At 64.5% G+C, this 20,846-nt stretch carries 18 protein-coding genes and 1 pseudogene; 9 read left to right on the forward strand and 10 right to left on the reverse strand.

Annotation, left to right across the window (positions count from 1 at the left end):
- Nucleotides 1–124: 124 nt before the first annotated feature.
- From CA951_RS06695 to CA951_RS06705, 3 genes are all read right to left on the reverse strand, one after another.
- Nucleotides 125–1,270, reverse strand: a complete 1,146-nt coding sequence (locus tag CA951_RS06695; RefSeq protein WP_087556376.1) for an acyl-CoA dehydrogenase family protein — start codon at nucleotides 1,268–1,270, stop codon at nucleotides 125–127.
- 147 nt (nucleotides 1,271–1,417) lie between these two features.
- Nucleotides 1,418–3,208 carry a sigma-54-dependent Fis family transcriptional regulator gene (locus CA951_RS06700; RefSeq protein ID WP_087556108.1) on the reverse strand — a complete coding sequence of 597 codons (1,791 nt, stop codon included), beginning with the start codon at nucleotides 3,206–3,208 and terminating at the stop codon, nucleotides 1,418–1,420.
- Between the two features lie 84 nt (nucleotides 3,209–3,292).
- The gene (locus tag CA951_RS06705) at nucleotides 3,293–4,870 is read right to left on the reverse strand and encodes a long-chain fatty acid--CoA ligase (protein WP_179220130.1); all 1,578 of its coding nucleotides are present in this window, start codon (nucleotides 4,868–4,870) and stop codon (nucleotides 3,293–3,295) included.
- A 245-nt stretch (nucleotides 4,871–5,115) separates the two neighbouring features.
- On the opposite strand from CA951_RS06705, the gene CA951_RS06710 reads away from it, so the two are divergent.
- The 5 genes and pseudogenes from CA951_RS06710 to CA951_RS06725 all read left to right on the forward strand — a co-directional run bounded on the left by CA951_RS06710 (nucleotide 5,116) and on the right by CA951_RS06725 (nucleotide 9,383).
- The gene (locus tag CA951_RS06710; protein WP_087556109.1) at nucleotides 5,116–6,015 is read left to right on the forward strand and encodes an SMP-30/gluconolactonase/LRE family protein; all 900 of its coding nucleotides are present in this window, start codon (nucleotides 5,116–5,118) and stop codon (nucleotides 6,013–6,015) included.
- 2 nt (nucleotides 6,016–6,017) lie between these two features.
- Nucleotides 6,018–6,992, forward strand: a complete 975-nt coding sequence (locus tag CA951_RS06715) for a nitronate monooxygenase family protein (RefSeq protein ID WP_179220131.1) — start codon at nucleotides 6,018–6,020, stop codon at nucleotides 6,990–6,992.
- A gap of 19 nt (nucleotides 6,993–7,011) precedes the next feature.
- Complete coding sequence (locus CA951_RS06720; RefSeq protein ID WP_087556111.1) at nucleotides 7,012–7,893, forward strand: crotonase/enoyl-CoA hydratase family protein; 882 nt, start codon at nucleotides 7,012–7,014, stop codon at nucleotides 7,891–7,893.
- A gap of 18 nt (nucleotides 7,894–7,911) precedes the next feature.
- Nucleotides 7,912–8,126, forward strand: a pseudogene (locus CA951_RS44895) (acetyl-CoA C-acyltransferase); the annotation flags it as partial.
- A 159-nt stretch (nucleotides 8,127–8,285) separates the two neighbouring features.
- Nucleotides 8,286–9,383: a hypothetical protein gene (locus CA951_RS06725; RefSeq protein ID WP_087556112.1), complete on the forward strand. Its 1,098-nt coding sequence runs from the start codon at nucleotides 8,286–8,288 to the stop codon at nucleotides 9,381–9,383.
- A gap of 162 nt (nucleotides 9,384–9,545) precedes the next feature.
- Here the strand turns inward: CA951_RS06725 and nudC are convergent, their stop codons facing one another.
- From nudC to CA951_RS06740, 3 genes are all read right to left on the reverse strand, one after another.
- On the reverse strand, nucleotides 9,546–10,475 hold the full coding sequence (gene nudC / locus CA951_RS06730) for an NAD(+) diphosphatase (protein ID WP_087556113.1): 930 nt from the start codon (nucleotides 10,473–10,475) through the stop codon (nucleotides 9,546–9,548).
- Between the two features lie 73 nt (nucleotides 10,476–10,548).
- A complete protein-coding gene (locus tag CA951_RS06735) occupies nucleotides 10,549–10,851 on the reverse strand; it encodes a Dabb family protein (protein ID WP_087556114.1) in 303 nt (100 codons plus the stop codon).
- A gap of 73 nt (nucleotides 10,852–10,924) precedes the next feature.
- A complete protein-coding gene (locus CA951_RS06740) occupies nucleotides 10,925–11,665 on the reverse strand; it encodes an alpha/beta fold hydrolase (RefSeq protein ID WP_087556115.1) in 741 nt (246 codons plus the stop codon).
- 232 nt (nucleotides 11,666–11,897) lie between these two features.
- Between CA951_RS06740 and CA951_RS06745 the strand changes: the two genes are divergently transcribed.
- The gene (locus tag CA951_RS06745) at nucleotides 11,898–12,830 is read left to right on the forward strand and encodes an alpha/beta hydrolase (protein WP_087556116.1); all 933 of its coding nucleotides are present in this window, start codon (nucleotides 11,898–11,900) and stop codon (nucleotides 12,828–12,830) included.
- A gap of 24 nt (nucleotides 12,831–12,854) precedes the next feature.
- Here CA951_RS06745 and CA951_RS06750 read toward each other — a convergent pair whose 3' ends face one another.
- Complete coding sequence (locus CA951_RS06750) at nucleotides 12,855–13,613, reverse strand: IclR family transcriptional regulator (RefSeq protein WP_087556117.1); 759 nt, start codon at nucleotides 13,611–13,613, stop codon at nucleotides 12,855–12,857.
- A gap of 149 nt (nucleotides 13,614–13,762) precedes the next feature.
- Here CA951_RS06750 and CA951_RS06755 point away from each other — a divergent pair, with 149 nt between their 5' ends.
- Genes CA951_RS06755 through CA951_RS06765 form a run of 3 tightly spaced genes read left to right on the forward strand, consistent with a single transcriptional unit; the run spans nucleotide 13,763 to nucleotide 17,174 of the window.
- Nucleotides 13,763–14,986 carry a CaiB/BaiF CoA-transferase family protein gene (locus CA951_RS06755; RefSeq protein ID WP_236581592.1) on the forward strand — a complete coding sequence of 408 codons (1,224 nt, stop codon included), beginning with the start codon at nucleotides 13,763–13,765 and terminating at the stop codon, nucleotides 14,984–14,986.
- 14 nt (nucleotides 14,987–15,000) lie between these two features.
- Complete coding sequence (locus CA951_RS06760; protein ID WP_087556119.1) at nucleotides 15,001–16,146, forward strand: acyl-CoA dehydrogenase family protein; 1,146 nt, start codon at nucleotides 15,001–15,003, stop codon at nucleotides 16,144–16,146.
- Nucleotides 16,146–17,174, forward strand: a complete 1,029-nt coding sequence (locus CA951_RS06765; protein WP_087556120.1) for an acyl-CoA dehydrogenase family protein — start codon at nucleotides 16,146–16,148, stop codon at nucleotides 17,172–17,174. The genes CA951_RS06760 and CA951_RS06765 overlap by 1 nt, the downstream gene beginning before the upstream one ends.
- Nucleotides 17,175–17,283: 109 nt before the next feature.
- On the opposite strand, the gene CA951_RS06770 is transcribed toward CA951_RS06765, so the two are convergent.
- The 3 genes from CA951_RS06770 to CA951_RS06780 all read right to left on the reverse strand — a co-directional run bounded on the left by CA951_RS06770 (nucleotide 17,284) and on the right by CA951_RS06780 (nucleotide 20,814).
- On the reverse strand, nucleotides 17,284–18,084 hold the full coding sequence (locus tag CA951_RS06770) for a crotonase/enoyl-CoA hydratase family protein (protein ID WP_087556121.1): 801 nt from the start codon (nucleotides 18,082–18,084) through the stop codon (nucleotides 17,284–17,286).
- Nucleotides 18,085–18,246: 162 nt separating this feature from the next.
- On the reverse strand, nucleotides 18,247–19,152 hold the full coding sequence (locus tag CA951_RS06775; protein ID WP_087556122.1) for an alpha/beta hydrolase: 906 nt from the start codon (nucleotides 19,150–19,152) through the stop codon (nucleotides 18,247–18,249).
- A gap of 45 nt (nucleotides 19,153–19,197) precedes the next feature.
- The gene (locus tag CA951_RS06780; protein WP_087556123.1) at nucleotides 19,198–20,814 is read right to left on the reverse strand and encodes an NAD(P)/FAD-dependent oxidoreductase; all 1,617 of its coding nucleotides are present in this window, start codon (nucleotides 20,812–20,814) and stop codon (nucleotides 19,198–19,200) included.
- Between the last annotated feature and the right edge of the window lie 32 nt (nucleotides 20,815–20,846).

Raw genomic sequence — 20,846 nt, forward strand, 5'->3', positions numbered from 1 at the left:
AATCACGAGTGCCGATCGGTTCCAAGATAGTCTCAAGAACCACAAGGACATTCGAGTTCCGTCTTCCGACGGACCAGGCGGCAGCAGCCACGATTGTTCCCGGGCGCGCGCCACCGACCGGGATTCAGAAACCGAGGTCGCGGCCGATCAGTTCCATCATGATCTCGTTCGACCCCGCCCAGATCCTCGTGACCCGTGCATCCCGCCACGCCCGCGCCACCCGGTATTCGTTCATGTAGCCATAGCCGCCGTACAGTTGCACGCAGTGGTCGATCACCCGGTTCTGGACGTCGGCGGTCCACCACTTCGCCTTCGCCGCGTCGACGGAGGTGAGCTCACCCGCCACGTGGGCTTCGACGCACCGGTCGACATACGCCTGCGTGACCTCGATCTGCGTCACCAGGTCGGCGATCAGAAACTTGTTGTGCTGAAATGTTCCGATCGACTGACCGAAAGCCTTTCTCTCGCGGCAGTATTCGATGGTCTCGACAAGGATCTGCGCGGCGTGCGCAAGATTCGCGACAGCACACCCCAGCCGCTCCTGGGGCAGGAACGACATCATGTGGATGAAGCCGCGATCGAGCTCACCGATGACATCGGCGTCGGTGACCCGCACGTTGTCGAGGAACAACTCGGCGGTGTCGGCTTCGTCCTGGCCGACCTTGTCGAGTTTACGGCCCCGCTCGAATCCGGGCAGTGAAGTCTCGACACCGAAGAGGGTGATGCCCTTGGCCTTCTTCTCCGGTGAAGTCCGTGCCGCGATCACCACCAGGTCCGCCGAATAACCGTTGGTGATAAACGTTTTCGCGCCCGAGAGCGCCCAATGGTCGCCGTCGCGTACCGCGGTGGTCTTGAGCGCGGCCAGATCCGAACCGCCGCCGGGTTCGGTCATCCCGATCGCCGTGAGTATCTCACCCGAACACACACCGGGCAGCCACCGCTTCTTCTGTGCGTCGGTGGTCAGTCGCACCAGATACGGCGCTACGACATCGCAGTGGATGCTCACACTCGACGCCAGGGCAGCGTTGGCCTTGGCCAGTTCCTCGATGAGCACCGCGTTGAAGCGGTAGTCACCCGCGTCCGCACCCGTGTACTCTGCCGGCACCTCGAGTCCCAGCAGATCGTGTTTGCCTGCTTCGAGCCAGAAGTCCCGGGGCAGCGCCTTGTCGGCACGGACGTCGTCGGCGCGCGGTTCGAAATGCCGGACGAGGAACTGACGGACGGAGTCCCTGTATGCCTCGTGGTCGTCGCTGTAGACGGTGCGCTTCATCATTGATCATCCCTTCGGATCGGTCCGCCGCCGACACCCGGCGGGGCGGCGCGAGGAGTCGGGTGACTGGGGTCGCCCGTCCTGCGCCTATCGTCTCCGCAATGGATGTGGCTGGGATGTCCCGATACGCGACAAGGGGTTTCGGGATCAGGATCCGAAGCGTTCGTTCTCCAGCCCGAGCGCGCGGAGCTTACGGTACAGCGTCGACCGGGCGACACCGAGCCGATCGGCCGCGAGCGACTTGTTGCCGTCGGCCTCGTCGAGGGCACGCACGATCGCTTCCCGCTCACTGCGTTCGAGGGAGGTGAGCTGCCGGCCCGATCCCAGTGCGCGGTAGTCGTCGGGAAGGTGTTCGAGTCTGATGTCGAATCCCATCGATCGGGCGATGGCTGTGCACAGGACGGCATCGAGCTCTCGGACGTTGCCCGGCCAGTGGTGGGCAACCAGAGCCCGGTGGGCTGCCGGCTGCAACTGCGGGGTGGGCCGCCCGGGGAGGTGAGCGCCGAGCAGTTCACGTGCGAGGTCGTCGAGATCCTCGATCCGCTGGCGCAGCGGCGACACGGACACACTTCGGCGCACATGGGTGTGCACCTGCTGGCCGGCACCGTCCGGCGCCGTCGAGGTCGCGGTCGCGACGATCGGCGCGGACATCGTCGCGGCCGCGTCCAGTAGCCGGCGGGTGGGAGCGACCGCGTCGTCCGGTATCTCGTCCACGTGTTCGACGATCCACGGGACGTTGCTCGACAGGCGCGCGCGCAGATCTGTGACGGTCTCGGGGGTCAAGGTGGACCCGTCGATCACGGGGATGTCGCCGTCGTGGCCCCAGCGTTGCTGAATGTACCGGGCGACATGCGACTTGCCGACCCCGGACTCGCCGGTCACCAGGACCGGACCCACCGTGCCCGCGATCTCGTCGATGCGGCTCTGCAGCCGGTGCGTGGCCAGGCTTCGGCCCACGATCCGGCCCGCGGACTCGGTGGCGGGAGCATGACGCGATGCGGGAAGCGCGGCCGTGTGAGGACGGGAGACCGCGGACGAGACCATCGGACGCAACTCGAGAATCGCACTGAGCTGCTCGCCCGACTCGCTCACCCGACGCGCATGAACCCGCACGTCGATGCCGTCCGCGAAACGCAGCGGTCCTTCCCATTCCTGCTTCGTGCCCAGATGGCTGCTGATCCAGTCCCAGATCATCATCTGATCCGTCGAGTCCATCAGCCGAGACGCGGTCGGAGTTGCGATCACCGTGTCCGGACTCATCGCCACCACCGCGGCATTGCCGCGGCGCTTGCTCCGCATGTATTCGCGCAGCAGAACTTGCTCACTCTTGGCGGACTGGTCGAAGAGCCGCTCCTCGACGTCCCGGACCGCGGAGAAGATCAGCGGCGCCATCAGGTCGCTGACCTGATCGACGTTGCACGTGATGTCGAGGATACCCACCACCGTGCGCGAGACCGGGTCGACGATCGGCGAGCCAACGCACGCCAGCGACTGCAGGGACTCGAGCATGTGCTCGCCGCCGCGCACCCGGAACGCTTTGCGTTCCTCGAGGGCCGTGCCGATGCCATTGGTGCCTGCGTACTCTTCGGAGAACATGAAGCCGGGCGCCACCTGGGCACGGTCGAGACGCCCGAGCAGTGACCTCACCCCCGTGCGGCGGTCGACAATGGTGGCATCCTGATCCGCGAGCAGGATCGTCACCGGCGTATCGGCGAGCTGTTCGGCCAGCCGATCCACGACGGGGCGTGCGGCACGAATCAGTTTCGAATCGGTGTAGGTGTCGTCGATGAACCGAAACCGCGAGCCGTCCGGCGCCGCCCCGATGGCGCGGCACCGCCGCCACGACTGTTCGATCTCCGGTCGCAACCTCAGCGGAGCACCCTCATCCGCGTCGAGGGAACGATCGTCCGCACGCGCGGAGGACCGGTCGGTTACCACACCACATCACCACCTCGGAGCACTTCACAGCCAGTACAGTCATTATGTAACCGAGGTCACACAGGCTGCGAGTGTCCCAGAACGCTACACCACGTCCTCGCGCCACAGTTGACGCATCCGCGCCTTGTCGAGTTTGCCCACCGACGTCGTGGGGATCTGGCCGACCCGGACGAACGAGTCCGGAAGCCAGAACTTCGGTAGGGACGCCGCCAGATGGGTCCGCAGTTCGTCGTCGGTGACCTCGCCGGTGAGCCGGACCCACGCCACGGGGCGTTCCTGCCACGTCTCGTGTGGAACGGCGATGACGGCGGCTTCGAGGACAGTCGGGTGGAGTAGCAGCTTGTTCTCCAGCTCGACCGAGGAGATCCACTCCCCTCCGCTTTTGATGAGGTCCTTCACGCGGTCGTGGATTTGGACCTGGCCGTCGGGGTGGATCACAGCGATGTCGCCGGTCCGCAACCAGCCGTTGTCGAACGCGTCGGCAGTACGGTCGTCGTCGAGGTAGGTGCCGGTCACCCACGGCGAGCGGACTTGCAGTTCACCTGTGGTGAAGCCGTTCCACGGCAGGGTCCGACCCTCCTCGTCGACGATGCGCACCTGGAACAGCGGCAGGGGCCGTCCGTGGTTTGTGGGGGCGTGGCTGAAGGTTCCCATGGGCGACGTCTCGGTCATCCCCCATCCGTTGACGGTCGACACTCCGTGTGCCGCCCACCAGTTCACCAGACCCGACGGCGGCGCCTGGCCGCCCAGCCACAGGGTCCGCAGGCTCCCGAGATCGTAGCGGCCGGGATCGGCGTCGAACCGCTCGCGCATGAGCGCCGCGACAGCCGGTACGCCGACGAACACATCCGGGGTCTGCTCGGTGGTGATGCGTAGCAGCTCCGCCGGTGAGGGGTGCGGTCCGGGAAGGACGAGGCGCGCCCCCTGCAGGACACCCGCGTGCGGAACACCCCAGCTGTGGACGTGGGACATCTGCGTAGTCAGCAGATACGAGCGTGACCCGTCGATCGCGACACCACCGGAGGCACTGATGGCCATCGCGTGCAGCACAGTGCTGCGGTGGCTGTACACGACACCCTTGGGCAGTCCGGTGGTGCCGGAGGTGAAGCAGATCGACGACGCGGAGGTCTCGTCGAACTCCGGGAACTCCCCGATCGGCACGGCGTCGTGCAGGAGCTGGTCGAACGACCACCACGTCACCGTCGCGGACGCTATGGGCGCGATACCGTCGAAGGCCCCGAAGACCACGACGTGCCGGACCCGGGAAAGTCTGGGAAGTACGTCTTCGAGCACGGGCAGCAGATCGGCGTCGATCAACACCACTTCGTCCTCTGCCTTGTCCATCGCGTAGACGATGTGGTCGGGCGACATCCGGTGGTTGACCGTGTGCAGGATCGCCCCGCACGCCGGAACCGCATAGTAGGCGACGAGGTGCTCGAACGTGTTCCATGCGAGCGTCGCGACTCTCGTCCCGAACCGGATCCCGAGGTTGTCGAACGCACCAGCGAACCTGCGGGTGGCCGCGCCGAGATCGCGATAGGTGAACTCCCGGTCGCCGCGGTCACCGTCACACGAGACGCAGACTCGGTCGGCGAAAACGTTCTCTGCATGCCACAGCAACGAGCTGACGAGCAGTGGGCGATCCATCATCGTGGTGAACATTCTGTATTTCTCCGGATCCGGTGGGTGAGCGAGTGCGACCAGCGTCCATGCCGAACCGCCCTGCGGACCGTCCGAATTCGCGACAACGAACCCCGAGCCGCACTGCGAACTCACTGTTGCGTTGTGGGACACCCGCGCCGCACCGCGAATCCCGAGACTGGGGCTCACACCACCGGCCCAGTCGATCGACCTGCGACCGACGGCACAACCCACGGCAAAAGCCGAACTCAGGAAGAGGTACCGACATGTCCGATCGTCAGCTCACCGAGATCGCGGCGGGCTTCACCTACACCGAGGGACCCCGCTGGCACGAGGACCGACTGTGGTTCGTCGACTTCTATACCCACTCGGTCAACGTCGTGAACCCGGACGGATCCGTCGAACGGGTCTGCACCGTCGAGCACCAGCCGTCGGGCCTCGGCTGGCTCCCCGACGGACGCATGCTCGTCGTCTCCATGAAGGACCGCAAGGTCCTGCGCAGGGAATCCGACGGCGCGCTCGTCGAGCACGCCGACATCTCCGAACACTGCCGCGGCTACGCCAACGACATGGTGGTCGCAGCGAACGGGCAAGCGTATGTCGGTGAATTCGGATTCGACCTCATGGGCGGGGCCGACCACGAGCACGGTGTCGTCGTCCTCGTCGAGCCGGACGGCACCTCCCGCGTGGCCGCAGGCGGACTGTCCTTCCCGAACGGCATGTGCATCTCCCCGGACGGAAAAACACTGTACGTCAACGAACTGTTCGGTAACCGGGTCTCCCAGTTCGAGATCGGACCCGACGGAACACTCGGCCCCCGAGAGGATTTCGCCTCGTTCGGTGACCTCGGCGACGAACCGAACGTGGAGAAGCGGCTCGCGGCATGCACGATCGCCCCGGACGGTCAGGCCCTCGACGCCGACGGCGCGGTCTGGATCGCCGACTGCGTCAACCAACGCGCCGTCCGCTTGGGTGAGGGCGGGACCGTCCTCGACCAGGTGAGCACTGCACCGCTGGGCGTGTTCGCGGTCGCCCTCGGCGGACACGACGGACGGACGTTGTTCCTGTCGGTCGCCCCCGACTTCGACGAGACCAAGCGCAGTGCCGCACGCGAGGCCAAGGTCCTCTCGACGACCGTCGACGTTCCGCACGCGGGACGGCCGTGACCATGCTGCGCACACGCTTCACAGAAGCCTTCGGTGTCGAGCACCCGGTGGTGTGCGGGGGTATGACCGGTGTGGGCACCGCGGAGCTGATTTCCGCGGTGGCCGAAGCCGGAGGCCTCGGCTTCCTCACCGCACTGACCCAACCCACACCCGAAGCGCTCGCGGCCGAGATCATCCGGTGCCGGGAGATGACCGACAAACCGTTCGGCGTCAACCTCACCCTCCTGCCGACGGTCACTCCCGTACCGTACGACGAATACCGTGCCGCGATCATCGACAGCGGCATCACCATCGTGGAGACCGCCGGCAGCAATCCCCGCGAGCACGTCGAGGCGTTCAAGGCCGCCGGAATCAAGGTCATCCACAAGGCCGTGGCCGTCCGGCATGCGCTGAAGGCCCAGTCCATGGGCGTCGACGCGGTGAGCATCGACGGATTCGAGTGCGCCGGCCACCCCGGCAACGAGGACATCCCCGGACTCGTCCTCATCCCGGCCGCGGCCCGCGTACTCGACATCCCGATCATCGCCAGCGGTGGATTCGCCACCGGGGACGGGCTGGCAGCAGCGCTCGCCCTGGGCGCCTCCGCGATCAACATGGGCACCCGGTTCGTCGCGAGCGACGAGGCCCCGGTGCATCCGAACGTCAAGGCCCAGATCGTCGCCAACGACGAATGCCAGACGATCCTCGTCTTCCGCGAGTTCCACAACACCGCCCGTGTCGCCCGCAACGCGATCTCGGAAAAAATCGCGGCGATCTCGTCTCGTCCCGGCGCAGAATTCTCCGACATCGCGCACCTCGCGTCCGGGGCACGCGGTCGCACCGAGGTACTGCAGAAGGGCGACATGGACGGCGGCATGTGGTGGGCGGGCCAGTCCCAGGGACTCATCGAAGCCGTTCTGCCGTGCAAGACGATCATCTCGGACATCGTGAGCGATGCGGAAACCGCCATCCGCAGAATCGCCGCCGACCTCACCTGATGCGCAGGCAGGAGCAGCCATGAAGTACAGGACCATCCGCCACGAGATCGAGGACGGCATCCTCACCGTCGTCCTCGACCGCCCCGACAACCTCAACGCGTTCACCGTCGAAATGGCAGACGAACTCGAGCACACTTTCGTGTCGGTGAACGACGACGATGCGGTCCGGACCGTGATCGTCACCGGTGAGGGCCGCGCCTTCTGCGCCGGTATGGACCTGTCGAGCGAGGGCAACGTATTCGGGCTCGACGAATCGAAGACGCCGTCCCTCGCCGACATGGACGATCTCGGCGATCCGGAGCTGCGCCGGATCCGCGACACCGGTGGCCGCGTCACCCTCGCGATCCACGCCTGCCGTAAACCGGTGATCGCCGCCATCAACGGTGCGGCCGTCGGGATCGGTGCGACCATGACGTTGGCGATGGATGCGCGCCTGCTATCGAACCGAGCGCGGTTCGGGCTGGTGTTCGGCAAACTCGGGATCGTGCCGGAAGCGTGCTCGACGTGGTTTCTGCCCCGGCTCGTGGGCATGCCCGCGGCACTCGATCTGGTGTACCGGGCCGACATCCTCGACGCCGACGCCGCACACGCCGTCGGGCTGGCGCAGGCCGTTCACGAACCCGATGCGCTGCTCGGTGCGGCACGAGCGCTGGCGGACGCGTGGACACGCGACCGGTCGCCGGTGTCGGTGGCACTCATGCGCCAGATGTTGTTGCGGAATTCGGCGGCGCCGCATCCCGTCGATGCCCATCGCGTCGATTCCCTGGCCATGTTCTACACCAGCATCGGCGACGGCGACGAGGGGGTGCGTGCATTCCTCGACAAGCGCCCGCCCGCGTTCCGCGGGAAGGCATCCGAGATGCCGCCGTTCTACCAGGAGTGGATCGATGCCACCACCTGATCACCACCACACCCCGCGGTGTCCAGCGAGGATAGCGACGAGGTGGTCATAGGCTGAATCGGTCAGGTCGGCCCCGACACCTACCACGCCCGCCGCGTGAGCCTGGTCGCGGGATCGCCGGTGACACCCCGGCATACTCCGTCAACAGGCTGTGCGGTTCGGGCTTGCAGGCGATCTGGTCGTCGGCGATGCAGATGCGCTGGGGGGGCGCGGATATCACGGTCGCAGCTGGGGTGGTGCAGCGTCGCCAGACTCGACTGCAGGACCGTGCCACGGCCGTGCACAGACGGCATGGCCGCGAGTGGCCGAGATCAGCACATCGACGATCACGACGATCTACTCGCACCCCCTGCCTGGAGTTTGGGGGCAGACCGAGCGGGTACGCGAAGGCGGTGAAGGCGAACGAGCACCTGCAGGGAGGGCAATCCGGTGCAGCGGGTGAGCAGGTCTCGGTGCTGTTCATCGCGGATCCGGGCACGCCTGCGGCTCTCGCGGAACGCGTCGCGAAGTACCTGCCGGAACGCCTGCGGAGCCGTGATCGCCCCGAGCGCCGGTGGACGACGTGCGTGCGCCGGAAACCGTACCTCTCAGACGAGCAAGCGGATTTCGCCGAAGTGATCGACGCGGTCGATCCGTCTTCCGAGCGGGAGGACATCGTCGTGTACCTCACCGATCTGCCGCGCCGCGAGGACACCTTGCCGGTGGTGGGCGAAGTCAGCGCCGACCACAAATTCGCGCTCATCTCGGTCGCCGGGGTGGGCGGCGTCAATATCGAGCGCCGGGTCCGCACCGTCACCGAACTCGCGATCGCCCGCGTTCTCGGTGAGCCGGAACTCATGCCCCCCAGCGCGGCGCGACGGTTCCGGTTTGCGCAGGTTGAGGACGGCATCCGATACTTCGCGCCCTCGGGGCTGCGGCGGCTGCGACTGCTGTCGGGGATGGTGCGGGCCAACCGGCCGTGGCGACTGGTCACCGGACTGTCGAAGGTGCTTGTCGGCGCCTTCGCCACGGGTGCGATCGCGCTGGCCACCGACACGATCTGGTTGTTCGCCGACATGATGGGGCCATGGCGTATGAGTGTGGCGACGATTTTGTCGATCGTGGCGATGATTCTCTGGCTGATCCTCGACCACGAACTCTGGGAGCGGCCGAAGTCGCCGGTGGAACGCAATCGATCGGTGCTGTACAACACCGCGACCGTGGTCACCCTGGTCATCGGTGTCGTCGTCCTGTACGCGGCCCTGTTCTGCCTGCTGCTGTTCACTGCGCGTCTCGCTCTTCCGTCGGAACTGCTGTCCCGTGTTCTCGGGCGAGGGGTGAACTTCTCCGACTACCTCACGCTCACCTGGCTGCTGGCGTCCATCGCCACCATCGGTGGGGCGCTCGGGTCGGGTCTCGAGGACGACGCCGCCGTCAAGGAGGCGGCGTACGGGGTCCGGCAGCGGCAGCGCATCGAGGAGACGCGGACGCAGTCGAACGAGGCGGGATGATTTGTTGTCGGTCCACCGAAAAGTGGTGGTGGGGGCAGGTGGCGCCGTCTGGGTAGCTCGCTCCAACCTTCCCGCAAAATGTGCGCTCTGGGAGTCGACTGAGGCCGTTCCTTCCGCAGTAGTGCCAGTCGATGACGGGACCGTGCCGACCGTGACATAGCGTCAGTCAGCGGGTCGCGCCCAGGCCTCGAGCATGCGCCTCGCAATCGAGACTGCGCCGGGCAACAACACGTGCGCATCCGACCGGCTCGTCCAATCCCCGGCAGCCAGAGCCTCCCGTACCTCCGCGCGGGTGCACCAGACAGCTTCGCCGATCTCGCCATCCATGAAGACGAGCTCGTCTCGGGGGTCGGCCGTGGCATGGAATCCGAGCATGAGGGAGCGCGGGAAGGGCCAGGGCTGACTTCCGACGTAGACCACGTCGGAGACAGTGAGACCGACCTCCTCGGCGACTTCCCGTGCCACACAGCTTTCCAGAGACTCGCCCGCCTCGACGAAGCCCGCCAGCGTCGAGAAGTTCCGTGCCGGCCAGTTCGCCTGACGCGCCAGCAGTACTCGGTCTGCCCCGTCGTGCACCAGACAAATGATCGCGGGATCGGTACGCGGATATTCCTCCCGACCGCACGCCGTGCACACGCGCATCCAACCACCCGAGGTGATCGTTGTCGGCGCCCCATCCCCGGCGCAGTAGTGGGCGTCGTCGTGCCACGTCAGCAATGCCAACGCTGTGACATACCGGTCGGCGTCGGCAGCGTCGAGGAATGCTCCGTGTGAGCGCAGGTCACCGACCTCGACCATGGTTCCTGCTGAGGAATCGTCAGCGAGGAACTCGTCCCGTACCGCCCACTCGTGAACCGTGCCACAGACGCCGAGCAGCACGGCGCGCGCGGGAGGCTCAGAGTAGAGATCGGCGGCCGGTTCCAGCATCAGTTGTCTGTCGACAAGCCGGACCTGACCACGACCGTTCACGCGAAGTATTCGGGCATCCGGCCACGCCTCCACCCACGCGGCCGCGTCGTCACGCACAGAGGCGGGACGGCTCGGGGCACCACACGACAGGGCCTGCTGCCCGGTATGTTCGACACTCACCACTGGATCACAACTTTCGGAAACGAGCGACACTGTCGACCGGACCGTCGTTCGCCGAACGACGGTCCGGTCGCTGCTATCGCGAGGCGAATTCGATCTGAACGGACGAATACGATTCGGCCATCACCGAAATGAATTCCTGGACGAGGCGCACATGAGCGGGATGTGCCAGGTAGGTGCGAAAGTCGGGGACGTCTTCGAAGGTCGCGGAGATTGCGTAGTCGCCTCTGCCGGGCTTGAGGGCCAGATCCCTTCCGTAACGGTATTCCACGACCTCCGGAATAGTATCCGAGACTGTGCTCAGAGCTTCGTGAAAGGACTGAATTTGATCGTCACTGATGTCCTGCTTCCATATAAACGTCACAACGTGATTCAGCATGATGAATCCTTCCTGGATTCGTAATTTGAACGTGGCGGGGCCGGAACCCCGGGTTACGTTCCCGGTCAGATCATTACAGAGATTGCTCCGACAACGCCACCGTCTCCGGAGCGTTCTCCACCATGGGGTAGTGCCCGGCTTTGCCCTGCACGGTCTTCAGGTTCCCGTTCTTCAAGGCCGCCAACGTGTCCCCGAGGTACTCGGCGGTGACGAACGGGTCGCTCTCACCTACGATCAGGGTGGTCGGCCCTTCGTAGATGCCTATCCGGTCGAGAAAGTCGGGACTGGTCCAGTTCTTCAGGTAGGACTCCCAGGTTGTCTGGTCCATCGTCGCGCGGTTGCGGTCGACGAGGTTCTTCAGATCTGTCTCGTCGATGTATGGTGCCAATGCGCCACGGATGGCTGCACCCGGGTCTGCCCAGGCCTCGGCGAAGGAGCCGTAGGTCGCCTCGTCGAGAGGGGTACCTGCCGGGGAGACGGGCGTCAGTGCGACGACCGAGGTCACGCGTTCAGGTGCGAGTGTCGCCACCCGAAGCGCTGTGGTGCCGCCCATCGAATGTCCGAGAACGGAAAAGGTCGACCATCCGAGCTGATCGGCGGCGTCGAGGGCGACCGCGGCCATCCCGTCGATTCCGTCGGCCGGTGCTTCGGGACGGTTGACCCCGTATCCCGGAAAGTCGAGGTACGCGTAGGTGAAGCGGGACTGATCCGTCCGGGCGCGGGCGGTGAGCCATACGCTGCTGTCCAGCGCCCAGCCGTGCAACACCAAGGTCCGATGGGCACCGCTTCCTTCGATCGCTGCAATCGCGCTCACTGCGTTCCTCTCTGTCGGCGACGCTGAAATTCCAGCCGTCTGTTGATCACTCGAGTGAACCTAGAACCGCAGTAGGGCGTCGGCGTGTCCGATTGTGAAACACACGGCCGTGCCACCGGGGGTGCAGATGGGTGTGTGATTTTCGGACACTCCCCGCGCTGGATGCACCCATAGTGTGGCTCCACCTGCCTGCCGGCTGAGCAGACTTGTTCATGACATGAAGGAGAACACCATGGCACTCGATCCTGCGGTCAAGAATTTGATAGACACTCTGAACGAGCAGGGACTGAAGTCGTTCGAGCAGATGAGCATTGCCGAAGTGCGTGGGGTGGTCGAGTCCTTCAGCGGCCTCCAGGCACCGAAGGCGGACGTCGCTCGTGTCGTCGACACGGTCTACCCCGGACCCGGGGGCGACCAGGCAGTGCGTCTCTACATCCCGGAGTCCGAAGTACCTCTGCCGATCGTGGTGTACATCCACGGCGGTGGCTGGGTCGCCGGCAGCCTCGACGTCATCGAGCAGCCATGTCGCGCGCTGGCCACCGATGCGAAAGTCATCGTGGCTGCACCGAGTTACCGGATGGCTCCCGAGCACAAGTTTCCTGCCGCACCCGAAGATACGTTCGCCGCACTGAACTGGGTGGTCGAGCACGCAGCCGAGTTCGGTGGCGACGGCACGCGCGTTGCCGTCATGGGTGACAGCGCCGGAGGCAACCTGGCCGCGGTCACAGCCCTCCGGGCACGCGACACCGGCGCCCCGGCACTGCGCGCTCAGGTATTGATCTATCCGGTCATCGACGGCACGGCACGATTCCCGTCGCGCGAGGAGTACGCCGAGGGGTACCTGGTCACCACGGCAGCCATCGACTGGTTCTGGGAGCAGTACCTGGCCACCCCGGAAGACGCCGAGAATCCGTACGCCTCCCCGGTCAAGGCCGCGGATCTGTCGGGGCTTCCCGCCACCCTGCTGTTGCTCAACGAATACGAGGTCACTCGGGACGAGGGCGTGGACTACGGCCGGAAGCTGGCCGACCAGGGCATCCCGGTGCAGGTCGAACTGTATGAAGGCCTTGTCCACGCCGTGTACTGGATGACCGGTGCCATTCCACGCAGCGCTGAACTGCACGGCGCCGTCGTCGAATTCCTCGGCAAGCAGTTCGCCAACTGATCACGGTGTCCCGGGTCGGCTGCATTACAGTCGCAGGCTGCGATCGGACCATCTCCGGGCACCTTGCTGCAAGAGGCCGACCAACCGGTCACGCTCCTTCGTGATCACGGTGTGTGGTGCGATGACACCGACGGCGGCGACGGTCTTGCCGTTCTCACGAACCGCGACCGAGACACCGTCGCCGTCGGTCGACTCGTTGGGGGAGGCGCAGATTCCGGTCTGTTCGATCTCCGGTAGGGCAGCGAAGAACCGCTCGACGGTGTCGCGATCCTCGTCGGGCAGAGTTTGGATGTACGCCCAGAGGTCACGCTTCTCCATCCCGGCAAGCAGTATCCAGCCGCCGGAGGTACGGATGAGCGATCGCCTCACGTAGTTCTCGGCGAGGTACGCGAACCGTGGGTCGGAAGAGCAGTAATCGACGTAGAAGATGTTCGGACCGACAGCGATCGACAGCACGGTCGTCAAGCCGGAACTCGCGTGAACGTCTTCCAGGTCGGCGTGCGTGACCGTCGAGACGGGCTGCCGTCCAGCGAGGCGATTGAGTAGATACGGGGCACTGCCGAGCGAGTACCGTCGATCGTGCTCCTCGAGGTAACCCGTCGCAACGAGGCCGTTGACGAGACCTTGCGTCGAACTAATCGGCGCGTCAAGTTCTTTGGCCATCCCGCTCAAGGTCAGTCCGGTACGGGATCGGGCCACGAGCTCGAGAATCGCAGCAATGCGGTCCACGGTTCGATGGCGGCTGCGGCCTCGAACATTGAAGGCATCATCTAGTTGCGTCACGGCAAATTCTCCCTACGGGTACTGCTCCATCCGAGCGGTCACCACCCACTCTATCTTACTTATATATGTATTCCACTCCTTTATTGCGGAAGACTGCTCCAGCTGACATAGTCCTAGAAATGCTTCCTGTCGCAGCGAAAGAGGTTTCAGTGGAACTCACACCCGGCGCCCTTCATGGTCTGCGCGTCATCGATCTGACGACCGTCATCATGGGCCCCTTCGCCACCGCAACCCTCGCCGACATGGGCGCAGACGTCATCAAGGTCGAGAGTCTCGACGGTGACATGAGCCGAGATATAGGTGCCCGCCGCCATGACGGTATGAGCGCTCTGACACTCAACCTCCAGCGCAACAAGCGCAGCATCGCAATCGATCTCGCCTCCGAGGAGGGCCGCGAAATCCTCGACGATCTGGTGCGCAACGCGGATGTGTTGGTGACGAATCTACGGCCGAGCTCCCGGCAGAAGTTGGGCATCACCTATGAGCGGCTCTCGGAGAACAATCCGGGACTGATCCTCTGCACCGCACAGGCATACGGCTCCGAGACCGCCTTTCGGGACTACCCCGCCTACGACGACATCGTGCAAGCCGCATCCGGCGCCGCGAAACTCACGGAACTCATCGACGGTGAACCACGGTATGCCCCATACGTCATCGCCGACAAGGTCGTCGGTCTCTACATCGTCATCGCCGTCCTCGCCGCCGCGATGGAGAAGAACCGCACCGGCCTCGGCCAGGAGGTCGACGTGCCGATGGTCGACGCGATGATCGGCTTCAACCTCGTCGAGCACTTCGGTGGCCACACCTTTGCCCCCGTGGAAGGGAACTTCGGATGGGCGCGCGTGCTGACACCGGAACGAGTCCCACACCAGACGGCCGACGGCTGGATCTGCATCATGCCGTACTCGGCGAAGAACTGGAACGACTTCTTCATCATCGCCGGGCGCGCCGACCTGGTGAACAACCCCCGCTACGCCTCGGTGAACGACCGCCACACCCTCATGGGCGAACTACTCTCCGCGATCCGGGAAGCCGTCCCGAGCCGAACCACTCAGGAATGGTTGAACTTGTGTCAGACAAAGGGTATTCCCGCATCCGACCTACTCGATCTCGCCCACGCACATGAAAACGCCTACGTCCTGGACCAAGAATTGATCACCAAACGTGACCACCCCACCGAAGGCGAGTACTACGCCACCCGCACTCCGTTCGCGATGTCGCGCACACCGATTTCGTTCAGCCGACACGCTCCCCTGCTCGGCGAGGACACCCTCACGATCCTCGAAGATCTCGGTTACTCCGCCGACCGCGTCCGTGCGCTGGCCGATGCATCCGTGGTCACGGCGACGTCGCCCCAGGCCACCTCCTCCTGAATGGAAGAACCATCATGACCAACCTCAGATTGGTGCCCCCGGTCTCCAGTGACCCACACGCCATGGACGACTTGCGGACCGAAGTCCGTGAGTTTCTTGCCAAACAACTCAGTGAGGGCAAGATCGACCGACAGGTCGACTCCTGGTTGACCGGTTGGGACGAAGACTTCACACGTGCACTGGCCGCCCGCGGATGGCTCGGCATGACCGTGCCGGCCGAGTACGGCGGCCACGGTCGACGCCACCTCGAACGGTTCGTCGTCACCGAAGAGCTCCTCGCCGCGGGCGCCCCCGTCGCCGCCCACTGGATCGCCGACCGGCAGATCGTCCCGTCGCTGCTGAAGTACGGCACCGAGTTCCAGAAACACACGTTCTTACCCGCCATCGCGCGCGGGGAATGCTATTTCGGTATCGGTATGAGCGAGCCGGATTCCGGGTCCGACTTGGCCAGTGTGCGCACAAAGGCCGCCCGAGTGGACGGAGGGTGGTCCATTACCGGAGCCAAGGTCTGGACTTCCGGTGCTCATCGCGCCGACGCGTTCATCTGCCTCGCCCGCACCGCCCCACTCGATCCGGCGCACCGGCACGACGGCCTCAGCCAGTTCATCGTCGATCTGCGCGCCCCCGGAGTCGACATCAGACCGATCGTATCGATGAACGGGCAGCACCACTTCAACGAGGTCCTCCTCGACGAGGTCCTCGTCGAGGACGAGATGGTCTTCGGCACCATCGACAACGGGTGGCAGCAGGTCACCTCGGAACTCAGCTTCGAACGCAGCGGCCCAGAGCGATTCCTGTCGACATTCGTCCTGCTCGCCGAGACGGCCGAACAGATGAAGCAGGGAACCTTGCCGCGGCATTCGAATCTGGGCCGGTATCTCGGACGGATCGCCGGTCTGCACCACATGTCGACCGCAGTGGCGGGCGCACTCGAGCGCCACGAACCCGCCGACACCGCCGCCGCCGTGGTCAAGGTCCTCGGGACGTCCACCGAAGGCGACGTATCCGACTTTGCCGACCTCCTCACCGATGAATCTTCGCCTACTCGTTACGCCTCGATGCTCGAGGACGCCATCGTCCAACGCCCGGGATTTACTCTCCGGGGCGGCACCAACGAAGTTCTGCGCGGCGTGATCGCGCGGGGATTGGGGATGCGCTGATGCACGCACCAACCACGGTCGACGCGAACCTGACCGACATGATGTCCGCAGTCTTTTCCGATCACCGGGAACGGAACGGGCCCGAGAACGGTATCGCCACGTGCGATCCCGCACTGTGGGCACAACTCGACGAACTGGGTCTCGCCCGGCTGACCGGCCGCGAAGAGACCGGCGGCAGCGGCGCAGGTTGGTACGAGGCAGCGGAACTCTTGCGCGCCGCGGCGTCGCACGGAGTCCGGATTCCCCTCGCCGAACACGACCTGCTCGCCGGTTGGCTCCTCGAAGAGGCCGGTCTACCGATGGACAATGCGCGCCTCACCGTATGCGTACTCGACGAGAACGGCGTCGCCCGCGGCGTGCCGTGGGCGTCCCAGGTAGACAAGATCGTCACGGTCTGGCGGAAGAACGACACGTACGTCGTCGCCGACCTCGAGACAACAGTCTTCGACATCACCTCCGGGTCCAACCTCGCCGACGAACCCCGCGACGTCGTATCCGCTGACACGATCGCATTGTCGGGCACCGCAGTGTCGGACTCGGTGATCCGACAACTTTTTCTACGGGGCGCCCTCATCCGGGCGCTGCAGGCGTGTGCCGCCCTCGACCGCATCCTCGATCTCTCCGTCGCCCACACCACCGAACGAGTGCAATTCGGACGCCCCCTGGCCAGGTTTCAAGCCGTGCAGAACCTGGTGGCCGATATGGCCGCCGAAGCTTCCCTCGCCCGAACAGCGACCGAAGCAGCACTGACGGAAGCGGTCCGCACACAGTGGTCGAGTGAGAACCTCGAACTCCCGATTGCCGTCGCCCGGTCGTGCGTCGGACACGCGGCATCGGTCATCGTCCGTAACGCCCACCAGGTACACGGGGCGATCGGCACCACCCGCGAGCACAGGCTGCACGACTTCACCAAACCCGCACTGGCGTGGCGCTCGGAATTCGGATCCGTCCACTACTGGGACGAGATCTTGACCACCGCCGCACTCGAAGCAGGATGCGAAAATATCTGGGGCCTCATCACCCGCTGAAGTGCCCAGGCGCTACCAGAACTAACACCAGTTTCGCGAGCAGAACTGAAGGAAGAACTCCGTGGAAGCATCAATTCGCATCCACGGAGTTCTTCGGTTCTCGGGCACATCACTCGCCGGTGAAGGCAGCAGTTCGCTTCTCCATGAAGGCGTTGACCGCCTCGGTGTGATCGGTCGTCTGCTGAACCAGCGCCTGCATGGCAGCGGACAATTCAAGGAGACTGTCGAGGCTTTGGTGCTGCCCCTCGCGGAGGAGCCTCTTGGCCATCCGTACCGAGTGTGGCGGATTGGCGGCCACCCGGCCGGCGAGCGCGCGAGCTTCGTCGAGTAGCTTCTCCGGCGCAACGACACTGGAGACCAATCCCCACTCGAGCGCCTGGACCGCGTCGACACGGTCGCCCGTCAAGATCATCTCTGCGGCCCGCGCCATCCCGACGGCTTTGGGTAGCAGCCACGCGCCACCGTCACCCGGGATGATTCCCAGCTTGACGAAGCTCTCTGCAAAGAATGCCGTTTCGCTGGCAATGCGGAGGTCGCACATGAGGGCGAGGTCGCATCCGGCACCGATTGCGGGGCCGTTCACTGCTGCGATGAGAGGCACGTCGCAGTTGTACATGATCCGCGGAATCCGTTGTATCCCCGCTCTGTAGCCATCCCGTTGTTCGTGAGGCTTCCCCCCGAACAACCCGCGACGATTCGCCATGTCCTTGACATTGCCGCCGGCGGAAAACGTCGATCCGGCGCCGGTGACGATGACAGCTCGCACACCGTAGTCGGCGTTGACGGCATCGACGCAGGCGACCAATGCGTCCACAACGTCCATCCCGGAAATGGGATTGCTCTGCGCGGGTCGATTAATCGTCCACGTCTCGATGAACCCGTCGCGTTGGACGAGCACTGGACTATCCATGGGTGTGTCTCCCTCTCTTCACTGCGGATCGACCGTTCGAATGGTGTCCGACCGGCACGCGAACGAACTCGTCGGCGGCGGTAACGACCGCCGCCGACGAACACGTTCACCTCCTGCCGCCGAACACCTTCGCGTTCATACGCACGCTGCGCATGGCAGGGTTCAGGCGAGACCCAACTTGGGTCGCAGCCACTGGGCAATCCGGCTCAACGCTTGATCCGCCTCGGGTGCCCGACCCGCGTTGAAGTGGAATACATGCTGTTGCTCATCGACCACGTCGAGCACGACCTCGCCGCTCACTTTCTCGATCAATTCGGCCAACCGGCGTGAGTCGTCCAGCAGGGTCTCATAGCCTCCGACCGATACGTACACCGGAGGGAAGTCGGTGTAGTCGTTGAGCAGTGGGTTCGCCCGCGCGTCCGTTGCATCTGCGGGGTCGGCGAGGAACATCTCCCGCATCATTTCCAGCACCGCCCTCTTGGCCAATACGTCGACCGCGTCGTTCGAATCGACCGTCAACCCCTTGATCTCCATATCGAGCCACGGTGAAAGCGTGACGACGGCAGCAGGGGTGGGAAGCTCCAAGCTCGCGAGTTCGAACGCCGTCGAGATCGCGAGATTGGCGCCCGCCGAGTCGCCGACAGTCGCCGTGTACTCTGACTTGTAACCCTGTGCGCGGAGCCACTTTTGGACGGCCATGCAGTCTTCGAGTTGGGCCGGGTGCTTGTGCTCCGGCGCGAGCCGGAAGTCCACGATCAGGGCGTGAACACCCGTCAGTTTGGCGAGGTGTGCTGCGAGCTTGCGGTGGGAGAACCGTGAACCTGTCGCGAACCCGCCACCGTGGGTGAAGACGATCACGCGGTCCTCGGCGGCCCCCAGAGGCTTCGCCCACATTGCCGGCACACCGTTGGCTGTCACTTCCTCATAGGTGACGTCGGTGGGTTCGATGGTCGGAAGATGCCATTCTTCGAACATATCTCGCTGACTGGCGAGGTCCATTCCTTCCGACCGGGTAAGCCACGAAGCGTACAGGTCGTTGAGGAACAGGGATTCTTTGCTCACGGACATGCGTTGCTCACTTTCATCACTACTCGAGGGAGGAATATTGACTGCTCAGGAAAGCGTGAAGCCCTTGTATCCCGCACACACGGTCTCGTCCCACTTGGCCAGGTAGAGGGGAAGACCACCGGGGTAGTTCAGCAACTGCCGCGGTTTACCCGGGACGTTGGCACCCATGTACCAGGAGTCGGCTTTGTCGTAGAGCGCCTCGGCCGTCAGCTCGGCGACGTGATCGGACCAGGCAGCATCCGCGTCCGCCTCGGATTCGATACGGTTCAAGCCGTTGTTCCGCATGTAGTCGAGGGTGTTGACGATGAGGTCACCTTGGATCTCCGCGCAGCTGGGCCCGTTGCAGAAGCCCGACGGGCTCAGTGGTCCGTAGAGGAACAGCAGGTTGGGGAATCCTGCCGTTGCGACTCCGAGGTTTGCCCGCACACCGTTCGACCACTTGTCCCTGAGCAATGTACCGTCGGTGCCGCGAATGTCGATGGCGGTCAGGCCACCGGTGACGGCGTCGAAGCCCGTTGCATAGACGATGATGTCGAACTTGTGCTCTTCGGATGTGGTCCTCAGCCCGGTACGCGTGATGGTCTCGATTGGGTCCTCGTGCAGATCGACGAGACGGACGTTGTCCTGGTTGAAGATGTCATAGTACGTCCGCTCCAGCGAGGGGCGCTTCACGCCGAAGGGGTACGCCTTCTTCATCGGCGCCAGCTTCTCGGCGATGACCGGGTCCTTGATCCGGGCACGCGTCCGGTCACGCCAGAACTCGTAGGCCGTGTCGTTTGCGGCATCGTCGACGAAGACGTCTTGGTACGTTCCGAGCCAGAACTCGAAACCGAACTCCCACAGTCGCTCATATGTGGCGGTCCGCTCCTCGTCGCTCACCTCGAATGCTGACTTGGGAATGAAGTCGAAGTCGAAGCCGGAGAACGACGCCGAACGACGACTGAATCTGTCCGCCAGATCGGACTTGATCTTCGCGTTGTCCTCGTCGGTGAGCTGGCGCTGTCGCATCGGGAGCGCCTGAACGGGGGTGCGCTGGAAGATGGTCAGCTGTGCGGCTTCCCTCGACGCCTCCTGAGCGACCTGCACACCGCTGGCGCCGGTACCGATAATGGCGATTCGCTTTCCTGCGAAATCGATTCCGCCTTCGGGCCACAGACCGGTGTGGTGGCTGATCCCTGCGAAGCTGTCCATTCCCGCGAGCTTCGGGAAGATCGGCTTTGCCGCGAATCCGGTGCACAGAACGAAGTACTTGCAGACGAAAATGCTGCCGTTCTCCGCGGTCACGGTCCAGGTGTTCGTCTTATCGTTGAACTCGGCGGAATCGACCCGGGTGTTGTAGTAGATGTCCTTGCTCAGATCGAGCTTCGCGTCGACGTACTTGAAGTAGCGGCGCAGTTCGTCGCCTCCGGGGTAGAGCTCGGAGAACGCGAAGTCATCCCATAGGTCGGGGCGCGTGAACTGGTAGATGGGACCTTCGCTGTCCACTCGGGCGCCCGGGTAGCGGTTCCAGTGCCAGATTCCGCCCAGGTCCTCACCCGCCTCGACTACTTTCACCGAGTACCCTCGACTCCGCAGATTTTCGAGCTGGTACAGCCCGGCGAATCCTGCTCCTACGACGAGAACGTCGAGTACTTCGGTCACGGCTGGTGCGGCAGTGCTCACTGTTGTCTCCTTTGATACCGAGTGTTGCTTGG

Source organism: Rhodococcus sp. NCIMB 12038 (assembly GCF_002165735.1).
Classification (GTDB): Bacteria; Actinomycetota; Actinomycetes; order Mycobacteriales; family Mycobacteriaceae; genus Rhodococcus_F.